Below are 19393 nucleotides of genomic sequence, written 5' to 3'. Positions count from 1 at the left end.
ACGCCCGGCACCAAGCTCAACATGCCCGCGGGAGGCATGACGCTCTACGCGATCTGGAAGATCAACCAGGCGACCATCCGCTACGACGGGAACGGTTCGACCGGAGGGTCGACCGCCTCGCAGACCGTGAACGTCGGCGCGGAGACGTGGATCCATGCGAACGGGTTCACGAGAACGAATTACACGTTCGTGAAATGGAACACGAAACGGGACGGGACCGGCACGAACTACACGCCCGGCACCAAGCTCAACATGCCCGCGGGAGGCATGACGCTCTACGCGATCTGGAAGATCAACCAGGCGACCATCCGCTACGACGGGAACGGTTCGACCGGAGGGTCGACCGCCTCGCAGACCGCGAACATCGGAACGCAGGTCTGGCTTCGCGCGAACGGTTTCTCCCGTGCGAACTACACGTTCGTGCGTTGGAACACCCGCGCCGACGGCAAGGGCACGAATTACGCTCCGGGTGCCAAGGTGAACATGCCGGCCGGCGGTATGATCCTGTACGCGCAGTGGCGGGATCAGGCCGGCAGTCTGCCTTCGACGGGCGGCCGGATGACCGTGTTCGGCCTGCTGGAGGAGGCGACACGCATGTTCGAATGACAGGAGCGGAAGGGCGGACTATCGTCTGGCCTTGTCGAACATGCGTGCGAGAGGAGCATCGTTGGGAAACGGGAGGAACATCATCGTCATGCCGGGCGAACACATGGTCCGACTGCTATGCGACAGGATCCACACGGATACCGGCGAAACCCTGTCGGCGGATGCCGTCGGCCGGCTCATCCGCACGATCGGCGACCTGGACGGCAGGGGAACGGTGAACCGGATCCTCGACGAGAGCGCCGCGCGCACGACCGATCCGGCCACGCTGCGCCTCATCCTCCTGCTCGAAAGCGAGGACAGGCCCGGCACGCCGTTCGGCACGTTCGCAGGACGGGCGGAGGCGTCGCACCTCACCGCGGCGACGGGCCTGATCTGCCGCACCTGGGCCGAACGGTACCACACGGACGAACATGCTGAACGCGACACGATCCGCCGACGCCTGGCCTCGGACCCAGAATACGCGCGCGAGCTCATCCTCGACGCGCTCACCCTCATCAGCCTGACCATCCGACTCTCCAAAGAACACCCGTCGGGGGTATAGGTGCACAGTTAGGTGCACGACGCCCATACCCCCGACCGGTATGGAAGACAAGCCGATACAAGGGAAAGGCGAACGGCGTCGGGGGTACGAAGGTGCACGATCAGGTGCAATGCCCACGACCCCCGTTTCGGGCGTGTCGCATACGGGGGCGTGTGCGATGATCGAAAAACGGCGCCACGGCGGCGCCCGACATGACACGGACGGGGGAACGCATGCATCCGATCGAAGGCGGCATCGACATCGAAGGCATCACGGAGGATCTGAGCCGCGCGCGCCTGTACTCCGACCTGAACGACCTGGGCGTCCTGACGGACGACGAGACCGCCCTGCGCATGCGCGACATCGCGTTCCGCGAGCTGGACGCGCTGTGCGACGAACGATCCGCATGACGCGAAAACGCCGGCGCATGACCGGGGGCGATCATCACGCCGAAAAAAACGACACGCATGTTCGAATGACAAACCCCGAAACGGCATCTACCATCCACAATATCGAACAAATGTATCAATATTGGGTGTCGGTGAAGGGAGCGCCGGATGTCGTACGAATACGTCAGATTCAAATGCGGTCACAGCCGCAACATCAACGCGGACGGACCATACCGGATCGTCAAGCAACGCATCGAACGCGCACGACAAGAGGAATGCGACCAATGCCGCGCCGCCCATAACCGGCACGACGGATTCACGGAACTCTGGGGATCCAAACGAGACAAGGCCAGGGCCGAACGCATCAGACGCGAAACCCTCGACCGCGCCATCACGCTCGCACGCCGCGCACCGGAACGCGAAGCATACGAATGGCACGAGCTCATCCGCCTCATCCTGCAACAGAACGACGCCGCATGGTGGAGCCAGGCCGGAGACCAGGCGCTCGTCATGCTCGCCCAGGAAATCAGACTCTGACAAGGCATTTCGCGTATGATGATCCCATGACCAGAACCAGAATCCCCGAATTCGACGAAGCGACGATCCGCATGCTCACCAGTCTGCCCGCGGTCGAACGCGCCACGAGGAAGCGCATCACCTATACGCCCGAATTCAAGAAGACCACGATCCGGGCCTACCGGGCGGGAGGAAGCCCCGTCGCCCTGTTCCGCGCAGCGGGACTCGAAGATCATCGGCTACAAGCGGATCGAACGCTGCATCGCCCGCTGGAACAGGACCATGCCCTGACAAGACCATGCCGGACGCATGCCCCCTGCGGAACATGGTCGACGACGGACGGAAGGAACGGACGATGGCAGGACGGCATGCGGCCCCAAAACGCGGCGGAAACAACGAAACCCGGAAGAACCGGAACGGGAGAACCAAGCCGAAACGGATAGGACTCATCATCACCCCACTCATTCTCGCGGGACTGATCGCCATCGGATGGTTCACCCCCGCGAACCTGATCCCACTGCCGAAGACGGTCAGCCAATGCGTCGTCCAATCCGGCGGAACCCTCCGCATACACACCGACTGCGGAACCTACTATTATCGCGGCCACGCCGACGTCGACAGGTACGCCTCCTATACGATCGAACACACCGGACCATTCGCCTGGACCATCACCCCCGCCGCGGGCGAGCAGGCCGTCACCGGACTCTGACTCCCGCATAGCATGCGAGCCATGAACCAGTACACGCCGGAAGGCCCCAATCCCCGGCTCGACGCGATCGGCCGTCTCATCCCCGACATGGCCGAAAGGCACGCCGAAGGACTCTGGGAACGCCCTCTGCCCGGACTCTGGACGGCCCGGCTCGACGGACGGGAGGCGCTGATCCTCGCCGCCACACCCCATGCGGACGCGATCCGAGTCGAATGGCATGCGATCGACAGGTACGGACGCTACGAGACCGGCAATCCGGCCGGAACCGACATTCCCGCCTACACGCTCGCCGATGCGGCCGGAACGATCGCGCGGCTCATGGACCGGCTCGACCGATGGCTCGCCACCGGCAATCCGAAAACCCTCCACGAGGGCGCATAGACGCATCCCATGAACGACCAGACCATCCCGACCGAAGAGAGCCACGCCGACCTGATCAACGGGTTCGCGCTCATCCTGTTCCTCATCGCCTGCGGAGCACTCACCGTCCCATTCGGGGCGATCCTCGCCCGGATCATCCTCCACGAACGCATCTTCAACCTGACCGTCACCGCCACCATACTCACCGCCATCCCATGGCTGTTCGCGGCGGGACTCGTCCGACTGTTCGGAGCATGGGAGCATTGGGCGGAACGCCGACGGGCGAAGAGGACGCATGCGGAGGATCATGACCGGATCGATGAACAAGGGAATCCTCATCCGCCTGTACCGCAGGAACGACCCGGACGAATGGGATGAGTTCGTCATCAGAGGGTTCACCAGACGAGGAGAACCCGTGAACACGTTCGGCGAAGCGTATCCGAAGACCGAATGGATGGAATACCGGAGCACCGGATACCGGGAGGCCGACGGGTACGGGATCATCACGGATTCCGACGACACGCGTCTTCGCAGACGACGCCGCCTTGGCGAAACGGATGCCATACGGTCGAAAGGAAGGATACGATGAGCGGACTTCCACCCTCCATACGTCCCCGACTCCGGTTCGGAGACGGCCGGGCGAATGTCTCCTACGCCTACGAGGGGCGTGAACCCTGGCGATACGGGATCATTCCGCTCATCCTGGGCTGCCTGATCCCTCCCCTTGGGGTGATGGCGGGGATCATCGGCATGATCCGAATCCGGATGGGCGGTGGACGGGAATCACGATCCTACCGGCTTGCGGTCGGGGGAGTGGTCATGGGAACGCTGATCATGCTCCTTGCGGCCATGCTGACGGCGATGACGTTGAGCCTCATCCCGGTATTGGACATGCTCGCCGGCTATGCGAGCGGTCTGGCGAACAGTTAGAAAGAAAAAGGAGATTCCATCATGCCCCGAATCGGATTGAAATCCTCGGCCATCGCTTCGATCATCGCGGCCGGCCTGCTGGCCGCACCGTTCATCCAGACGGCGCGGGCGGATACGCCGATGAGGGAGGATGCCGCGACCGTGCTGAAGACCTTGACCGTCACCACGGAGCAGACCGATGCCGCAGGCTACTCCCAGTCGAGCTTCGACTATCCGAAAAAGCGTCCCGACCTGGGATCGAAGGCCGACCAGTGGGATGCGATCTACCGGCGTGACTTCGATCCGAAAACCATCAAAATCGGGTCCGACGGTGACGTGCAGTACGGCGAGCTGAAGAACGACCCGTACTCCGGGCAGACGATCACCTACCACAAGGGCGACAAAAGCTCCGTTGACATCGAGCATGTGGTCGCCCGCAGCGAGGCATGGGATTCGGGCGCGTCGGCATGGTCGCAGGAGAAGCGCGACGAATTCGCCAACGATCCGCTGGAACTGATCGCCGTGAACAGCAGCATGAACCGGTCGCACGGCGAGAAGGACGCGGCCCGGTGGCTTCCGTCCACAGGCAACGGCCTGTTCCCCAAAGGCAACCCGTCCTACGACTGCCTGTACGTGGCCCGGCAGATCGCCGTCAAGGCGAAGTACAGGCTGACCGTCGACAAGGCCGAACATGATGCTATGGCGAAGACGCTAGACTCCTGCCCCGGTCAGACCTTGCCAACCGAATCGGATGGCGCATGGTGGACCAGTACCACTGGTACGGATGACGGACTGGCATCGGTGAAGGCCACGTTGAACGGCAAGCCGGTCAAAGGATTCGACCCGACGAAAAGTGGCGGTTGGATCGTAGACGGAGACCCTCATCAGGTGCGCGTCAACATTCCAACCGGTTGGACGCCGAACGTCGTGATCGAACCGTTCACCATGGGCGTCGAATATCCTCCCTATCAGCAGATCACCCTCACCAAAGGCGACAAATCCGTCACCTGGTCATTCGCCCGACGCAACACCAGCACCGGGTTGAAGGACGTGACCGTCACCGAGAACGATCAGCCGATCAGCGGCCTGTCCGAATCCCGCTACCTGTATCATGTGGAGGATCCGGATACGCTGCTCATGTCCAATCTGCCCGACAAGTGGACCGTCGACTACAAGCGGACGGAAGGCAAGGTCAACTACAGGATCATGGACGGGAATAAGAATCTCGTCGCCGGATGGACGTTCACCAGCAAGCCGGTGCATACGATCACCGTCAACGGGTTCGACCAGCCGATGACCTTGTACGCCGAAGACGGTGAAACAGCGCACATGATCCCCTCCGCTCCCACGCTCAAGGATCATGAGTTCGCCGGCTGGCAGTCGGACGGCAAGCCGTTCGACCCGTTGCAGCCTATCCATTCCGATCTGACCATCACCGCCACATGGAAGCCCACGGCCTCCAACGGGAAGACGGATGAGGAGAAGACCGACAAGCCGACACCCACCCCAACCGACGACAAGAACCAAGCCGAACCAGCGGACGACAACGCCCCCGTCCGGCTGGTCCGCAAACCGACCGATCAGCCGACCGGAATCGCATCCACCGGCAGCAGCATCGCGGCCGTCATCGTCAGTCTGATCATGCTCGTCGCGGCCGCGATCGGCGTGATCGCCGTCCGCCGGAACAACGGGATGCATGAGGATGATCCCATTGCATAAAAGACTGTCCATCATCGGTATCATCCTTATCCTGCTCACCGGACTGACCGCCGTCCCCGCATTCGCCGACGCCGGTAACGGGGGCGGCACCGTCAGCAGCAGCCGCACCTTCCCCGCCGCCGGCAAAGTCCGCAGACTGCATCTGACCGAAAGCACGCACGTCGACAACACGGAAGGCCAATGGGGCAATACCGAAAAACTCGACGTTCCGAAGACGGAAAGCACGCAGGAAAAACAGGATCGAATAGCCAAGGAACAGGCCGCCCAAGCCGAAGCGGAAGCCCGAGCACAAGCCGAAGCACAGGCGGAAGCCATGAGAAAAACCCAAACCGCCCAAACCGAGGTCAGCCGATCCGAAACCCGCGCCAAACTCGCCGCAAACCCGGACGGCGGGAAAATCGCCGCACTCGCCAGCCAGTATGTCGGCTCACCGTACGTGTACGGTGGGAACACTCCGGCCGGCTGGGATTGCAGCGGATTCGTCCAATACGTGTACGCGCAGTATGGGATCAGTCTTCCGCACGCCTCGTATTCGCAATTGTCGGCCGGCAGTCCGGTCGACTCACTGTCTGAAGCGCAACCGGGTGACCTCATTGCGAACGGCTCCCATTCCGGCATCTACCTGGGCAACGGACTGGTCGTGAACGCGTTGAACCCGGTTCAGGGCACGCAGATCACCGGCATGGGCGTCTACTACGGGTCGTATTCGATCCGCCGCATCATCTGAACGAAAGAGGGAACCATCAGGGATGATCGGCAGCATGGTTCCGAACGTCCATCATCGAATCCGATCCGATGCGAACGGCATATGATGGGATTGTTGAAGAAAGGAGACGCATCATGACGCCGATGCCCCAGCCCCCGTATCCGAACCAGCCGCCCACGCCCATGCCGCAGCAGCCGGAGCCATTGCCTCCCCGGAAGCCGAACGACATGAGCCGAGGGTTCGCCACGGCCGGGATCATTCTCGCCGTGATCGCCGCATTCTTCGCGCTCATACCATTATGGGACAGGGTGAGCGTGTTCGGCGTGATCGGACTCGCATTGGACGTGATCGCAGCCTGCAGCCTGTTCTCCGACGAGAACCGGACACCCGTATGGATTGGGGTGATCACGGTCGCCGCCGTCCTGTGCGTCATGTCGATTCTCGTCGTCGCACTCACCTGAACCGTCAGCCTAGGGTGGGGGAGCCGGACATCAGCCACGGCATGCACTCCGCCGCCCATGGGCTGACCCACGCCCACACGGCGAACGTGACCGTCAGCCAGAAGAACAGCCAGCCGAACACGCGCAGCAGGACCGGCCCGTACTGGAGACGCCACACGACCGTCATCACATTCCACGACACCGGTCGGCGCACCCGATCCTTCCGCCACGCCAGCCAGCAGACCCCATTGAACAGAAGCCATACGATGAGCATGACGCCCGTCAGCATCGGGGTGATCGGAGCATTCTTGGACACGCGCCGGATCAGACTCTTCGCCTTCGCCACCGTCGCCTTTCCCGTGTTCTTTCCGGTGGACAGTTCGCGGGGAATCCCATCCTTCACGTTCGCCCAGTAGGCGAAGCGGGCGCGCACGATATACCGATGCTGCAGGGACGCGTCCACGGTCGCGATCATCGGATGACAGGTCGTCAGCGTCAGCCAGCGCACATTCGGCTGATCCGCCGACAGCACGTTCGCATCATCCGGCGTCGTCACCCACGTGGTCATCACCTTGTACACGTACCAGTGGTCGGCGGTCTGGATGACGATCGCATCCCCGTTCTTCAACCGGTCGACATACCCGAGATCGCCGGGCGTGCGATGCCCCGCATACGCGGTGTTCCCCACCTGGCCGGGCATCGCCGTGTTCCGGTAATGGCCCAGGCCGCCATTGTCCAATACGTCCAGGCCGGTGCCTTCCTGTATGGCTCGCTTCCACCCGGTTTCGATGCCGGGAATATGCATCCAGCCGATCACATCCTCATTCCCCGGCTCCACAGGGATCGGCGGATCACCCGACTGCGGCTTCGCGATCCGCTCCGACGTGAGATCCGCGTCGGGGATCGCCTGTCCGGTCCGTGTGGTCATTGTCTCCTGAATGTGGGTCTGGTCGAGACTGTTCCCCCAGTACATGTAGACGACCTGCAGGCAGATCAGCACCACCATGAGCATGCACACGCCGGACACCATTTGAAGCAGCATGCCGGGCACGTCGGCCCGCCGTCTTTTCTCCGGAGCGGGTTCGGTCAATGGGGGGGAGGTTCATCGTGGTTTCCGCATCATCGGAATACTGCATGCCGGCTCCAAACCAACGGGGATCATATACGCCATCCCCTCTATGGGGCGGACACCCGCCGCCTTCACGGCGCGCCCCCGGACGGCGGAACGGATGACCGGTCGCATCCGGTCACGCCCCCGCATGGATGCGGACGCATGACCGGGACCATGAACGGCTACAATCTCACCGACCAGTCATGGCTGCCCGTCGAAACCACCAGCGGACGACACGAACAACTGTCACTTATCGACACGTTCGACCAGACGGATCACATCCGCCGCATTGATGCGGGCAGTGAAACCTCCCGGATCGCCATCCACCGGCTTCTCATCGCCATCCGGCTCGCCGCCCAACGCGACGGCATCACGCCCGTCGACTATCTGCACCGGTGGCGTGACCGCTTCGACCTGTTCGACGACGAGCATCCGTTCCTGCAGAAACCCGGACTGGAACCCTACGGGAAAGGCGGATACAGCCTGTCGAACCTGCTGGGCGCGTTCGCGCCGAACAATGATCGCGCGTTCACCAGCATGTTCGGCCGATCACAGGATCATTCGACCGTCATGGGCATCCGCGAAGGATTCACCCTCACCCCCGCACAGGCCGCGATTCGACTGCTGGAAGCCCATTTGTATGCGAAGAAGGGCGTAAGCACCGGCTGCAAGGATGATCCGCATCCGCAGGCGAAGGGCGCGCGACGGTACGCAAGCCCGGAGGGCGTCGGCAACATGGGCTGCATGCTCATGATCGAACGCGCCACGCTCAAAGACACGCTCGACCTGTACGCCACCCTCCCCACGACAATATCGGATCGGCCCGCATGGGAGCGGGAGGATCAGACGTTCGGCGGCCAGCGTGAACCATCCGGCATCCTCGACCTGCTCACCTGGCGCGGCCGGCGCGTCCGGCTCATCCACGACGGGAACACGGTCACCGGGTCCATCGTCACCGCCGGCGACTACTGCGACCGGACCCACGCGACCGGCCTCGACCCAATGCTCCCCGCCCGCGTCAACGATAAGGGGGAGCGGTATCCGGTCAAGCCGGACGGGAAACAGGAGACCCGCAACCCGGCTCTCTGGCGTCTCCTCGCCGACCCGACGATCATCAGACCGGCCGTCTGGAATGCCATTCCAACGGATGAGCCGGTGGATGTGACCGCATGCGCATGCCTGTACGACACGCACGGGACCGTACTCGACGACATCCAGACCGAACATATTCGCGTATCCCGCAAGGAATCCGATTCGCGCCGACCATACGCGGAACGAATGCGATCACTGCTATGGCTCATGGGCGGCATCCTCCGCGACATGGGCGCTCTCGGCGGCTTCGACAGTGACGACGACAAAAAGCATCTCGAACAACAGGGACGCGCGGAGGCGGCCGAAGCCATCGACCGGCTCATGCGCGACGGCCACGCGGACGCGAACATGATCGCCGACGCGATGATCCCGCTCACCGAAGACTGGCGGCAGCGCACGCCCATCCGCGCCCGACTGGAAGGAGCCGACCGGCTCACCGGAAAACTCAAGGAACGCATCATCACCCTACTCACGGACAAGGAGAAGAACCAGTGAACGACATTCGAGCATGGGCCAACAGGCTCACCCACATCATCGACAACGGTCTGAAACACGACTCGCCCGACATTCGAAACCTTGCGGCCGCATTGAAACGCGACCGCGCCCGCATCCCCAACCCCGCGTGGGATGGGGGACTGATCGCATCATGGCTGTACGCGCACGGGCTTGCCGACACCCAGCCCGACGGACCATGGGAGAAACAGCCCCGACGCGAAGACATGGAGATGCTCGCCGACACGATCCGCCCCATGCTCGCCCTCTACCTGCAATGGCGGACGAAAGCCCACCCGAAGAACGACACGAAGCCGCTCCGCTTCGGCGAAGCCATCGGACGATTGGAGCACGGCGACACGCTCCTCCGGCTCCTCCAAACCGCGCAGACCACGGATCGTCGCACGGTCATGCTCACCCGCATCATCGACCGGATCGCCGGCAAGGATCTGCGCATCGACTGGGGAAGCCTCACGGTCGACCTGCACATGATCCGGGTCGCGGACGCATGCGACGTATACGCCAAATGGGCGGCCGAACTGGCCTACGCCACCCGACCCGCCAAACCGGCCGAAGGCAAATGAAAGGAAACCCCTCATGTATCTGAATCTGCACGCCATCCACTCGCTCGGACCGTCGAACGCGAACCGGGACGATCTCGGCATGCCGAAAAGCGTCGTCTACGGCGGCATCCGCCGCGCCCGCATCAGCAGCCAGGCATGGAAGAAGGCGATCCGAGACGACTGGAAACAGACCGCCGACCACACGGATCTCGCCATCCGCACCGCCTGCCTGCCCCGCCTCATCGCCGCCACGGCACTCCACACGGACCCGGATCAGATCGCATTGGATGATCCGATGATCGGCCTCGCCGACCGGCTCATCACCGACGGATTGAAGCTCAAGACCTCGAAGAAGAAGGATGACGCGGAGCCGAAGCTCGCCAGCATGTACCTGATCGGCACGCGCACGATCCAATGGCTCGGCGACTGGCTCGACCGGCACAAGGATGACCCCGACTTCAAGAAGACCGTCATCGCGGAGGGGAAGACGCTCCGCGAGAAGGTCCGCGAAACCGGCATGAACACTCTGGATGTCGCGCTTTTCGGCCGAATGGCCGCGGACAATGCGACGCTCACCACGGACGGCGTCGTCCAGTACGGGCATGCGATCGGCATCACCCCGTACGACGTGGAATCCGACTGGTATGCGGCCGTCGACGACATGAACGGCCAGTCGGGCGCGGGCATGCTCGGCGACATCCCCTACGTGACCCCCACCTTCTACCGGTACGCGAACATCAACCTCACCCAGCTCGCAGACCGTGCCGGCGCGCTCACCCCGGACATGATCCGCCTGTTCGTGAATTCGTTCGCCATGACCGTACCCCACGGCAAGGAAACATCATTCGCACAGGCCACGCTCCCCAGCCTCCTGTACGCGACCATCACCGACCGCCCCATGAACCTGCAGAACGCGTACAGCAGCCCGGTCGACGGCGACCCCATCGAACAAGGCATCCGCCGACTCGTCAACACCGTCGAACGATCGGAGAACATGTGGGGGATCATCCCCGACCACACGTGGCTCACCGCCCCACTGGACGGCCAATACGGTCATCTGGGTGATCCGATCCCGTTCCCGAAGATGCTCGACGGCATCCAGACCACGGTGAAGGACATGCTGCGATGAGCACGCTCGAACTGACCTTGGCCGGCCCGTTGGCCGCATGGGCCGACAGCCCCGGCTACACGATCCGCAGCACAGGCGACAAGCCCGACCGTCGCCAGCTGCTCGGCCTGATCGGCTGCGTCATGGGCCTGGAACGCGGCAAGCCGAATCCGATGAGCCATCTCCGCTTCCAAGTGGAGACCATCCACGCACCCCGATTCGGCGAGGACTACCATACGGTCGACCGCGGCACGGGAACGATCATCATCCGCGACAAGGTGTGCATGGACGGCGCATGGAAGGTCACCCTCCACGGGGAGCGTGATCTTCTCGAACAGGTGAAACACGCGTTCCTTCACCCGGTGTGGGCACCGTATCTGGGACGCCGCTCCTACATCCCATCCGAACCCATACTCACCCAGTTCACGGAAATCCACGACGACGGGACGACCGACCCGTTCGACCTTGCGAAGGAGGCATGAACATCATGGCGTATCTGACACGAATCCGACTCGCCGCCGGCCCGGACACGATGCGAGTCCTCGCCAACCGCGAAAGACTGCACGCCGTCATGGCCGCATGCGGCGGCGACGGCCGCATCCTCTACCGGCAGGAGGGAGCCACACTGTACGCGACCGGCCCCGGCCGATTCGATCTGGACGGCATCCGCGAGCGGCTGGATGTGGAACAGGCGGAGACGACCGGCTATGATCGCTTCCTTGACTCCATCCGGTCGGGCATGAGCCTCCGTTTCAAGGTGGTCTGCGCGCCCGTGAAGACCGTGGACGGGCGCAAGATCCCGTTGCATGATCGCGGGGAGCGGCGCGCATGGCTGGAACGCACGCTCCAGCGTCATGGGGCCGATCTTCGCATGGCGGACATCGGCTCCCCGGAACGCATCGCCTTCACCCGCAAAGGCGGGACGGTCGTGCTCACCGGCATCACCATGCAGGGCATCCTCCACGTGGATGACGCGGACGGGGTGCGCCGCATGCTCACCGAGGGGATCGGCACCGGCCGCGCATACGGCATGGGCATGATCACCGTCAGCCGCTAGTCGCGGATTCTTTTCCACGCCCCACGCATGGGCGAGACGCTTGAAAACCGAAAACCCACACTGATCGAATCGAAGAAAAGCCGGCAATCCACCACAAACGGAACACCGGCTTTTCAACAATTCGGCCTGTATCTGCCCCGCATGCGCGGGGATGAACCATGGCCGTGCGTGAGTCCGACGGCAAGGCTCCCCATCTGCCCCGCACACGCGGGGATGAACCCGGGGGCTGAACCCCGGCGGGCATGCGCATGCGATTCGCCCCGCGCACGCGGGATGAACCCCCAGCATCGAGGAAAACAAGATGCTGCTCGGAGAATCCGCCCCGCACACGCGGGGATGAACCTTCGGGGCTTTCGTTCCGTGCGGACTCCATCGAATCTGCCCTGCGCACGCGGGGATGCCCCTAGAGATGATGCGGGACTTCCGAAAACCATGATATCCGCCTCGCACATACGGGGATACCCCTCCTTGTGACCGGGCTGAAGCCCCACGAGTGGTATTTGTCCCACACATGCGGGAATGAACCGTCGGTGAACCATGTGGCCGGTGCGGTTGCGGTATCCGCCCCGCACACGCGGGGATAACCCCACGGGAGATTCGGACTATCAGACTGTGGCGTATCTGCTCCACGTATGCGGAGATGACCCAAGCCACGGCGTCGCACCAAGTTCAACGGCGCGATCCGCCCCGCGCATACGGGGATGAACCTTGGATCGACGACGCGTTCACCGCGCTCGTGCTATCCGCCCCGCACATGCGGGGATAAACCGGTGATGCGGGTCGGGTATCTGTCGCGTAAGGGATCTGCCCCGCATACGCGGGGATGGACCGCGTGGGGTATGGGTGATTGAAACCCATGAATCGGCCCCGCATATGCGGGAATAAACCCAGCAGGTCGGTCAGTTCCATGCGCCATGACTGATCCGCCCCGCACGCGCGGGGATGAACCGCGCAGCACGGCCAAGACCACGGTCAAATCATCCGCCCCGCACATGCGGGGATAAACCGGTGTCGCCGTTCTTCTTCCATGTGATTGCGGGCTCTGCCCCGCGCACGAGGGGACACCCAGGACAGGAACCAGTTTTCTCCACCTTCATGAATCTGCCCCGCACCTGCGGGGATAAACCGTGGAAGAAGTGTATCCGATGCTTGAGCTGGATATCCGCCCCGCATATGCGGAGATGACCCCCCCCCCGGCATCCGTCAGCATCTTCTTCATGGTGCTATCCGCCCTGCATGCGCGGGGATGAACCCTGCCAGATGTTATGCCGTGACTGTAATCTCAGATCTGCCCCGCACATGCGGGGATGACCCGTTCGATAAACGCGTTCGCGCGATCGAGGAGAAATCCACCCTGCACATGCGGGGATGAACCCTACTTTTCCTGTATGTGTAGGGGTACTCCCATGCGCATGAGCGTACTGATGTGATCAAATCCATTCCGCATATGCGGGGATGAACCGCCAAGAGCGTTCGCCGCATGGTTTCGCCGACCAATCCGCCCCGCGCACGCGGGGATGAACCGACCTCCCGTGCGGCCGGTAGAACCACAGTCTCATCTGCCCCGTGCACGCGGGGATGAACCGTGGTAGGCTCGCCCGCGTCCGCCGTTTATACGATCTGCCCCGCATACGCGGGGATAACCCCATGAGCAAACCACCGGACTCCATCAGCAGCGAATCCGCCCCGCACATGCGGGGATAATCCCGTGTGCGGCAGGGAGAACGCGTCTCCCTCGCCACCTGCCCCGCACATGCGGGGATGAACCCTGATCCCATCCATCAGGAATTGGTGTATGTGGCCCCGCCCCGCATCTACGGGGATGAACCGCGGACCCCAACCACATCCGGGACATCGCCGTATAATCTGCCCCGCACGCGCGGGGATGAACCTATGGTCTGGAGATCGGATGCATCCAGAAACTGATCCGCCCCGCACACGCGGGGATGAACCTATAAGGTGCACCGCGCCCCGCGGAGCACCGGTATCCGCCCCGCACCTGCGGGAATTAGCCGAACGCCAGCGAGATGACCGCAGGGTCGTCTCCATCCGCCCCGCATATGCGGGGATGAACCCAGGACCCGCGCACGACGGGTGAGCCGATCGATGATACGCCCCGCACATGCGGGGATGATCCCCGTCAAAAGTCGACAAGTCGGCGAGCGCTCGATCTGCCCCGCGCATGCGGGGATGAACCTTGTGTTGGACGAAACCGACGATGCATCGTGACATCCGCCCCGCACATGTGGGGATAACCCCATGAGCAAGCCACCGGACTCCATCGGCAGCGAATCCGCTCCGCTCACGCGGGGATAAACCACATTACCGGCGAGCCAGGCAACGACTTGCAGCGATCTGCCCCGCACACGCGAGGATGCCCCCCATCATGCGCACCATCAGGATCGCCAGACTATGATCCGCCCCGCACACGCAGGGATGAACCGGCACGGGCACGCCAGACTCGAGCATTCTACACATCTGTTCCGCGCATGCGGGATGAACCCGTGTCCTTTAGCTCGCACCGTTTGTGGTGCCTACCCGCCCCGCGCATGCTGGGATAAACCGCTGTTCCCCCAGGACACCCCCTCGGTAACGTTATCCGCCCCATGCACGCGGGGATGAACCGTGGAAGGCGATGACCCTGTCCTCGAGCTGGATATCTGCCCCGCATATGCGGGAATGAACCCTCGACATCGAGACCGCCGTTTACGCATACGACATCCGCCCCGCACATGCGGGGATTAGCCCCCAGAGGTTCTCTATCTGTTGCCTGATCTGTTTCACCCGCCCCGCACACGCGGGGATAAACCCATCTCGACGGCAGCGAAGTCGATGACATCTTCATCCGCCTCGCACATGCGGGATGAACCCCCCCCCAGATTCTTATGAATTCCGATGGTGCCTATGCATCCGCCCCATATACGCGGGGATAAACCCGGGACTTTCCCGTTCTTACCGTGACTTCTATGATCTGCCCCGCACATGCGGGGATGAATCGGCGTCGCGGATCTATTGACCGATTCCGTTAGCAATCTGCCCCGCGCATGCGGGGATGTTCCTCACTGGTAATGCTCATGATCGGTTTTGCCACACTTACCAGCCCCGTTTCGACGGGGATGTTTCTTCTTTCTGACGCATGTATCGGGTATGGATATTGAGAATCTTACCGACAATGATTTTCCCGCCGACGCGCTGCATGCGCTTCGCTCCGATGCGAGTCTGCTGATCACCGGTCCGGCGGGCTGTGGGAAAAGCACGCTCATCCGCTACTGGCAGCGGCACGACAATCCGAAGAACGTGTGGACCGTGGCCCCCACCGGAATCGCCGCCCGCAACCTCGAACAGGGAGGGGATCTGCTCGCCCAGACCATCCACTCCTTCCTCAAAGTGGGAGCCTACGCGACCCCCGAACGCATGCGGGAAGCCGGACAGCGGGCGCGCGGAGAACAGAAAAGAATCATCGGTATTCTGGATACGCTGATCGTCGACGAGATCAGCATGGTGCGCGCCGACCTCATGGACGGGCTCGACCTGTATCTTCGCGCCGCCCGCAACCTGCCTGACACCCCGTTCGGCGGAGTCCGACTGATCCTGCTCGGCGACATGGCCCAGCTGCCGCCCGTCGTCACCGTCGAAACCGGTGCCGCATTCGGACAAGCCGACCGGAAGACGAGGAAAAAGGACAAGGATGCGGATCTGCTGGGCCGATACACGTCACCATGGTTCTTCGCCGCACCCGGTCTCAGCCAGCTCGTCCAGACGGATGGTCTGCGACTGGTTGAACTGGATGCGCCGCATCGTCAGTCCGAACCGAAATATCTGCACGCCTTGACGGATATTCGCGGCGGTCATCTCACCGATCTGGCGAAGCGCGTGTTCAACCCGCGTGCGGGCGTCGAACCAGACCCGGATACGCCCGTGTTCTGCGCCCGCCGCAAGGATGCGGACGAGATCAACGACCGGCATTTCGACATGCTTGACACCCCGGTCCGTGAGTCAAAGGCCGTCTGCGATGAGGCTTGGGAGGAGCGTGCCAGACATGAGAGGCTTCCCGCCGCACCAGTCGTCCTGTGGCGCGTCGGCGAGCGCATCATCATGACCTCGAACGACACCGATCACAAAAAGGACGAGAAGCCTCGCTGGGCGAACGGCACACGAGGCACGATCGTCGGCGAGGATCACGGGTATCCGGTCATCCGATTCGACGATGGCGGTATGGCGACCGTATTCCCGCGCCGCATCTACGTGTGCCATCCGAAGGCGGAGAAGAACAAGGAGACCGGCCTGTATGAGATCAGGAACCATCCGATCGGCCTGTACGGTCAGCTGCCCTTCGAACCCGGATATGCGACCACCATCCACAAGGCGCAGGGACTCACCTGCGAGAAACTGCATGTGATCTTGGGCGAGCAGGATCTGTTCGCGGAAGGACAGCTGTACACGATCCTCAGCCGCGCCACCACGCTCGCCGGACTCACCTTGGATCGTCCGCTTCGCAAAGCGGATGTGCGAATCAGTCTGACAGCGCAACGATTCCTAGATCGGCTACGCGAACGGAATCGAAAGGAATCCGACTGACCGAACCGAAGATTCCTCTCAAATTCCGGATTGCGAAACGTTGGGATTCCAACGATCCGACCAGTACCAGCCCCGCACGCGCGGGGATGAACCCAACAGGACATGATCGCGGACGGCAACGCCAAAACCAGCCCCGCACGCGCGGGGATGAACCCTGACTCTTGCCGGTGTTGGACGCACCATATATACCTGCCCCGCACATGCGGGGATGAACCTCGGTCAAGGTCGGAGCGGTGGCCCTGCTTGGACCTGCCCCGCGCATGCGGGGATGAACCGTTGAGGGTTGATCGTCTCGTATGGTGAGATGAACCTGCCCCGCGCATGCGGGGATGAACCGATCGCCGGTGTGAACAACGTATGCGAACAGACCTGCCCCGCATGCGCGGGGATGAACCCTACAACATGTACATGAGCCTCATCAGTGGTCTGACCTGCCCCGCGCATGCGGGGATGAACCGTGTCCAGCGCTGGGAGCATGACCGGATGCTACCGCCTTCTTTGGCGAAGGATCTGCATGCACTCGAATTTCTCCGCGATCGTCAGGTCGAGGCGATCGTCAGGGAGCACGACGATGGCCCGAACCTCGTGCCGCGCATCGATCAGACCGATGATGAATGGCCGGCGGCGCAATGGCGGCGCATGGTTGCACTACGCGCGCACGAGCGGACAGGACGCAGAATCGAATGGATCGACAGACGGAACAAGGGATGATCGCGAATCATGACGAATCCGCCCCCGTACATACGGGGATGAACCGACGCTCATCAGGTACTGTACGTCGTCCATATGTTCATAGTATCCGTCTTCGTTTTCAGTGCCTTTCCCGTACTCGTATTCCGATCAGCTTCCCTGACGCATATGGTTGCGTATGGAGAATTTTCGTGATCTGATCATTCTGGACTGCGTGAGGCGCGGTAACGTGCTGCGCCTGTTTCTGGGCGACCCTGCGTTGAGGTCATGGCATGGGGATGACTGGGATGATGCGCCGTATGAGCATAATGCGGGCGTCGTGTATGACGGGTATGTGAGCCGGGTCGTGGATGCGGCGGTCCCGTTCGATCTGACCGTACTGGAGCCGGCCGACGACTGGTCGCATAAGGGGAATTCGCCATGGTCGAAGGATGACATGCGGGCCCGTCGCGTGCCGATGCTGCTGATCGGCAAAGATGAGGATGGGTGGCGTGACTGGCGGATGCTCGCCGATCGGCCGGATACGATCCGGGTGCATATGGGTGATCCGGCGTCCGTGATCCTTGATGTTCCGGGGGTGCTCTCATGGGTGTAGGCGAGGAGACGACCGTTCTTCGTCCGGCCCGCGTTTCGGGCAGTACGCGCGGGGATCGGCGCACATTGCGCGTACGCCGACGGTTCGAGAACCGGATCGTTCACGTCATGCTTATGGTCGGCGGATGCTACATGCTTGCCGGCCTGTCGGCCGCGCTGTTTCTGCCGGATGTTCCGTTGGCGGGACGGATCGGGCTGGCCGTGGTCTTCATGCTGGCGGGCGGCTGCGCCCCGCTGCCCGCGATCCTCATGAAACAGGGCATCCTCCCGATCGGCGAGGATGCCCTGTGAAATGGATTGTTCTCGTTTTTCTTTCACTCGTTGTCGGCTGTTCATTCTGGGCGCCCGTCATATGGGATTTGTATTGGTCGGATCGGGAGCCTTATCCGCGTTTTAACCGATACTGGCGGCAATGGCATCGGCTTTATCTGATCGGAACGATGCTTTCATTGCTGATCTGGATACTGGGGGTAGGGGGTCCGATTCTCCTCATTCGCCTATTCATTCTGAACGACTGATCAGGGCCGCCATTTTCGGACCAGAACAATTCCGATGATGATGAACGATAATGTCACGATAAAGGATATGGTCGAAACAGGAGTCGACGCATCGAACAATGATGTCGCCCATTGTCCCGCATCGAATGCGACCGCAATGACGCCAAGCCCCTGGAAGAACCTGAGTATCCGATCGTTCGCGGGTTTGGACAGCTCCCGCATGCGTTCGTACCTTTCGACGAACATCCGCTCCCGCTCATCCCACTGCCTTTCCGTCGTGGTCTCCGACAATGGTTCGAGGATGAGTCTGGCATCCCGGAATCGGAGCAGATCGAGTTCCGCCCGTCGAACATCCTTATCCCCAATCCGTTCGGCCGGCATGGGGGATGGCTTCAGACTTTCGAATCGGAGATTGACGAGCAGGTCGAGGATCTCCCGATCCGACCAGTCCAGATCCTCGTATGCGTAGCGGAAATGCACGTCCGGTTCGAGCGCATCGTAATCGGCGACGGGCGGCCATTGATCCTTGATCCCGTCGTACGCATACCAGCCGATCCCCGTGATTAGTATCCGTCCGTTCGCATGCTCCCATGTCTCGACGGGACGGTCGCCCGCATGCCGCCAACCGTCGGCTTTCAGGGAGGCGCGAAGCCGGGGGAGAAGATCCGCGCCCAGGGAGAGGATGAGAAGCTCGTTCATGCCGGCCGATCATAGCGGCGCGGATGCGCCACACTCAT

The 19393-nt window shown here is 62.3% G+C and carries 23 protein-coding genes and 1 pseudogene; 22 read left to right on the top strand and 2 right to left on the bottom strand.

Annotation, left to right across the window (positions count from 1 at the left end; translation table 11 throughout):
* The 13 genes and pseudogenes from JS541_RS07780 to JS541_RS07725 form a co-directional block, all read left to right on the top strand.
* The coding region (locus JS541_RS07780; RefSeq protein WP_214373880.1) for an InlB B-repeat-containing protein at positions 1–606 on the top strand (606 nt) is incomplete at its 5' end.
* Between the two features lie 61 nt (positions 607–667).
* Positions 668–1147 carry a hypothetical protein gene (locus JS541_RS07775; protein ID WP_214373879.1) on the top strand — a complete coding sequence of 160 codons (480 nt, stop codon included), beginning with the start codon at positions 668–670 and terminating at the stop codon, positions 1145–1147.
* A gap of 212 nt (positions 1148–1359) precedes the next feature.
* Complete coding sequence (locus JS541_RS07770) at positions 1360–1536, top strand: hypothetical protein (protein ID WP_214373878.1); 177 nt, start codon at positions 1360–1362, stop codon at positions 1534–1536.
* 147 nt (positions 1537–1683) lie between these two features.
* Positions 1684–2052: a hypothetical protein gene (locus tag JS541_RS07765; RefSeq protein ID WP_214373877.1), complete on the top strand. Its 369-nt coding sequence runs from the start codon at positions 1684–1686 to the stop codon at positions 2050–2052.
* A gap of 26 nt (positions 2053–2078) precedes the next feature.
* Positions 2079–2304, top strand: a pseudogene (locus JS541_RS14785) (transposase); the annotation flags it as partial.
* Between the two features lie 82 nt (positions 2305–2386).
* Positions 2387–2740 carry a hypothetical protein gene (locus JS541_RS07760; RefSeq protein ID WP_214373876.1) on the top strand — a complete coding sequence of 118 codons (354 nt, stop codon included), beginning with the start codon at positions 2387–2389 and terminating at the stop codon, positions 2738–2740.
* Between the two features lie 21 nt (positions 2741–2761).
* Positions 2762–3121, top strand: coding sequence for a hypothetical protein (locus JS541_RS07755; RefSeq protein WP_214373875.1), 360 nt, complete (start codon positions 2762–2764; stop codon positions 3119–3121).
* Positions 3122–3130: 9 nt separating this feature from the next.
* Complete coding sequence (locus JS541_RS07750) at positions 3131–3478, top strand: hypothetical protein (protein ID WP_214373874.1); 348 nt, start codon at positions 3131–3133, stop codon at positions 3476–3478.
* Positions 3420–3689 (top strand): hypothetical protein, encoded by a 270-nt coding sequence (locus JS541_RS07745; RefSeq protein WP_214373873.1) that lies wholly within the window; start codon positions 3420–3422, stop codon positions 3687–3689. The genes JS541_RS07750 and JS541_RS07745 overlap by 59 nt, the downstream gene beginning before the upstream one ends.
* The gene (locus JS541_RS07740; RefSeq protein ID WP_214373872.1) at positions 3686–4030 is read left to right on the top strand and encodes a hypothetical protein; all 345 of its coding nucleotides are present in this window, start codon (positions 3686–3688) and stop codon (positions 4028–4030) included. The genes JS541_RS07745 and JS541_RS07740 overlap by 4 nt, the downstream gene beginning before the upstream one ends.
* Before the next feature lie 21 nt (positions 4031–4051).
* Positions 4052–5728, top strand: coding sequence for an HNH endonuclease family protein (locus tag JS541_RS07735; protein WP_214373871.1), 1677 nt, complete (start codon positions 4052–4054; stop codon positions 5726–5728).
* Positions 5721–6455, top strand: a complete 735-nt coding sequence (locus tag JS541_RS07730; protein ID WP_240539281.1) for a C40 family peptidase — start codon at positions 5721–5723, stop codon at positions 6453–6455. Before JS541_RS07735 ends, JS541_RS07730 begins: the two co-directional genes overlap by 8 nt.
* Before the next feature lie 113 nt (positions 6456–6568).
* Positions 6569–6895, top strand: a complete 327-nt coding sequence (locus JS541_RS07725) for a hypothetical protein (protein ID WP_214373870.1) — start codon at positions 6569–6571, stop codon at positions 6893–6895.
* A gap of 4 nt (positions 6896–6899) precedes the next feature.
* On the opposite strand, the gene JS541_RS07720 is transcribed toward JS541_RS07725, so the two are convergent.
* Complete coding sequence (locus JS541_RS07720) at positions 6900–7916, bottom strand: sortase (RefSeq protein WP_240539280.1); 1017 nt, start codon at positions 7914–7916, stop codon at positions 6900–6902.
* A 231-nt stretch (positions 7917–8147) separates the two neighbouring features.
* On the opposite strand from JS541_RS07720, the gene JS541_RS07715 reads away from it, so the two are divergent.
* From JS541_RS07715 to JS541_RS07675, 9 genes are all read left to right on the top strand, one after another.
* Entirely contained in the window at positions 8148–9572 is a 1425-nt protein-coding gene (locus tag JS541_RS07715) for a type I-E CRISPR-associated protein Cse1/CasA (protein ID WP_214373869.1), read from the top strand.
* Positions 9569–10153, top strand: coding sequence for a type I-E CRISPR-associated protein Cse2/CasB (locus tag JS541_RS14780; RefSeq protein WP_214373868.1), 585 nt, complete (start codon positions 9569–9571; stop codon positions 10151–10153). The genes JS541_RS07715 and JS541_RS14780 overlap by 4 nt, the downstream gene beginning before the upstream one ends.
* A gap of 13 nt (positions 10154–10166) precedes the next feature.
* Positions 10167–11261, top strand: coding sequence for a type I-E CRISPR-associated protein Cas7/Cse4/CasC (gene cas7e, locus JS541_RS07705; RefSeq protein WP_214373867.1), 1095 nt, complete (start codon positions 10167–10169; stop codon positions 11259–11261).
* Positions 11258–11722, top strand: a complete 465-nt coding sequence (locus tag JS541_RS07700; RefSeq protein WP_214373866.1) for a type I-E CRISPR-associated protein Cas5/CasD — start codon at positions 11258–11260, stop codon at positions 11720–11722. Before cas7e ends, JS541_RS07700 begins: the two co-directional genes overlap by 4 nt.
* Positions 11719–12297 carry a type I-E CRISPR-associated protein Cas6/Cse3/CasE gene (locus JS541_RS07695; RefSeq protein WP_214373865.1) on the top strand — a complete coding sequence of 193 codons (579 nt, stop codon included), beginning with the start codon at positions 11719–11721 and terminating at the stop codon, positions 12295–12297. Before JS541_RS07700 ends, JS541_RS07695 begins: the two co-directional genes overlap by 4 nt.
* 3147 nt (positions 12298–15444) lie before the next feature.
* Complete coding sequence (locus tag JS541_RS07690) at positions 15445–16875, top strand: AAA family ATPase (RefSeq protein WP_214373864.1); 1431 nt, start codon at positions 15445–15447, stop codon at positions 16873–16875.
* Positions 16876–17232: 357 nt separating this feature from the next.
* Positions 17233–17586, top strand: coding sequence for a hypothetical protein (locus JS541_RS07685; protein WP_214373863.1), 354 nt, complete (start codon positions 17233–17235; stop codon positions 17584–17586).
* Positions 17587–17743: 157 nt separating this feature from the next.
* Entirely contained in the window at positions 17744–18160 is a 417-nt protein-coding gene (locus tag JS541_RS07680) for a hypothetical protein (RefSeq protein WP_214373862.1), read from the top strand.
* On the top strand, positions 18151–18450 hold the full coding sequence (locus tag JS541_RS07675) for a hypothetical protein (RefSeq protein ID WP_214373861.1): 300 nt from the start codon (positions 18151–18153) through the stop codon (positions 18448–18450). The genes JS541_RS07680 and JS541_RS07675 overlap by 10 nt, the downstream gene beginning before the upstream one ends.
* 227 nt (positions 18451–18677) lie before the next feature.
* Here the strand turns inward: JS541_RS07675 and JS541_RS07670 are convergent, their stop codons facing one another.
* Complete coding sequence (locus JS541_RS07670) at positions 18678–19355, bottom strand: hypothetical protein (protein ID WP_214373860.1); 678 nt, start codon at positions 19353–19355, stop codon at positions 18678–18680.
* Between the last annotated feature and the right edge of the window lie 38 nt (positions 19356–19393).

The sequence above is a fragment of the Bifidobacterium sp. SO1 genome, assembly GCF_018555335.1.
GTDB classification, from domain to species: domain Bacteria; phylum Actinomycetota; class Actinomycetes; order Actinomycetales; family Bifidobacteriaceae; genus Bifidobacterium; species Bifidobacterium simiiventris.
The sequence above is the reverse complement of the archived record's forward strand: the minus strand, read 5'-3'. Positions and strand labels throughout refer to the sequence as shown.

Bases quoted from the DNA above. Each gene is read 5' to 3' on its own strand.
- JS541_RS07770 (WP_214373878.1), top strand. From the start codon at position 1,360: ATGCATCCGATCGAAGGCGGCATCGACATCGAAGGCATCACGGAGGAT.
- JS541_RS07765 (WP_214373877.1), top strand. From the start codon at position 1,684: ATGTCGTACGAATACGTCAGATTCAAATGCGGTCACAGCCGCAACATC.
- JS541_RS07760 (WP_214373876.1), top strand. From the start codon at position 2,387: ATGGCAGGACGGCATGCGGCCCCAAAACGCGGCGGAAACAACGAAACC.
- JS541_RS07755 (WP_214373875.1), top strand. From the start codon at position 2,762: ATGAACCAGTACACGCCGGAAGGCCCCAATCCCCGGCTCGACGCGATC.
- JS541_RS07750 (WP_214373874.1), top strand. From the start codon at position 3,131: ATGAACGACCAGACCATCCCGACCGAAGAGAGCCACGCCGACCTGATC.
- JS541_RS07745 (WP_214373873.1), top strand. From the start codon at position 3,420: ATGAACAAGGGAATCCTCATCCGCCTGTACCGCAGGAACGACCCGGAC.
- JS541_RS07740 (WP_214373872.1), top strand. From the start codon at position 3,686: ATGAGCGGACTTCCACCCTCCATACGTCCCCGACTCCGGTTCGGAGAC.
- JS541_RS07735 (WP_214373871.1), top strand. From the start codon at position 4,052: ATGCCCCGAATCGGATTGAAATCCTCGGCCATCGCTTCGATCATCGCG.
- JS541_RS07725 (WP_214373870.1), top strand. From the start codon at position 6,569: ATGACGCCGATGCCCCAGCCCCCGTATCCGAACCAGCCGCCCACGCCC.
- JS541_RS07720 (WP_240539280.1), bottom strand. From the start codon at position 7,916: ATGCTGCTTCAAATGGTGTCCGGCGTGTGCATGCTCATGGTGGTGCTG.
- JS541_RS07715 (WP_214373869.1), top strand. From the start codon at position 8,148: ATGACCGGGACCATGAACGGCTACAATCTCACCGACCAGTCATGGCTG.
- cas7e (WP_214373867.1), top strand. From the start codon at position 10,167: ATGTATCTGAATCTGCACGCCATCCACTCGCTCGGACCGTCGAACGCG.
- JS541_RS07700 (WP_214373866.1), top strand. From the start codon at position 11,258: ATGAGCACGCTCGAACTGACCTTGGCCGGCCCGTTGGCCGCATGGGCC.
- JS541_RS07695 (WP_214373865.1), top strand. From the start codon at position 11,719: ATGAACATCATGGCGTATCTGACACGAATCCGACTCGCCGCCGGCCCG.
- JS541_RS07690 (WP_214373864.1), top strand. From the start codon at position 15,445: ATGGATATTGAGAATCTTACCGACAATGATTTTCCCGCCGACGCGCTG.
- JS541_RS07685 (WP_214373863.1), top strand. From the start codon at position 17,233: ATGCGAACAGACCTGCCCCGCATGCGCGGGGATGAACCCTACAACATG.
- JS541_RS07680 (WP_214373862.1), top strand. From the start codon at position 17,744: ATGGAGAATTTTCGTGATCTGATCATTCTGGACTGCGTGAGGCGCGGT.
- JS541_RS07675 (WP_214373861.1), top strand. From the start codon at position 18,151: ATGGGTGTAGGCGAGGAGACGACCGTTCTTCGTCCGGCCCGCGTTTCG.
- JS541_RS07670 (WP_214373860.1), bottom strand. From the start codon at position 19,355: ATGAACGAGCTTCTCATCCTCTCCCTGGGCGCGGATCTTCTCCCCCGG.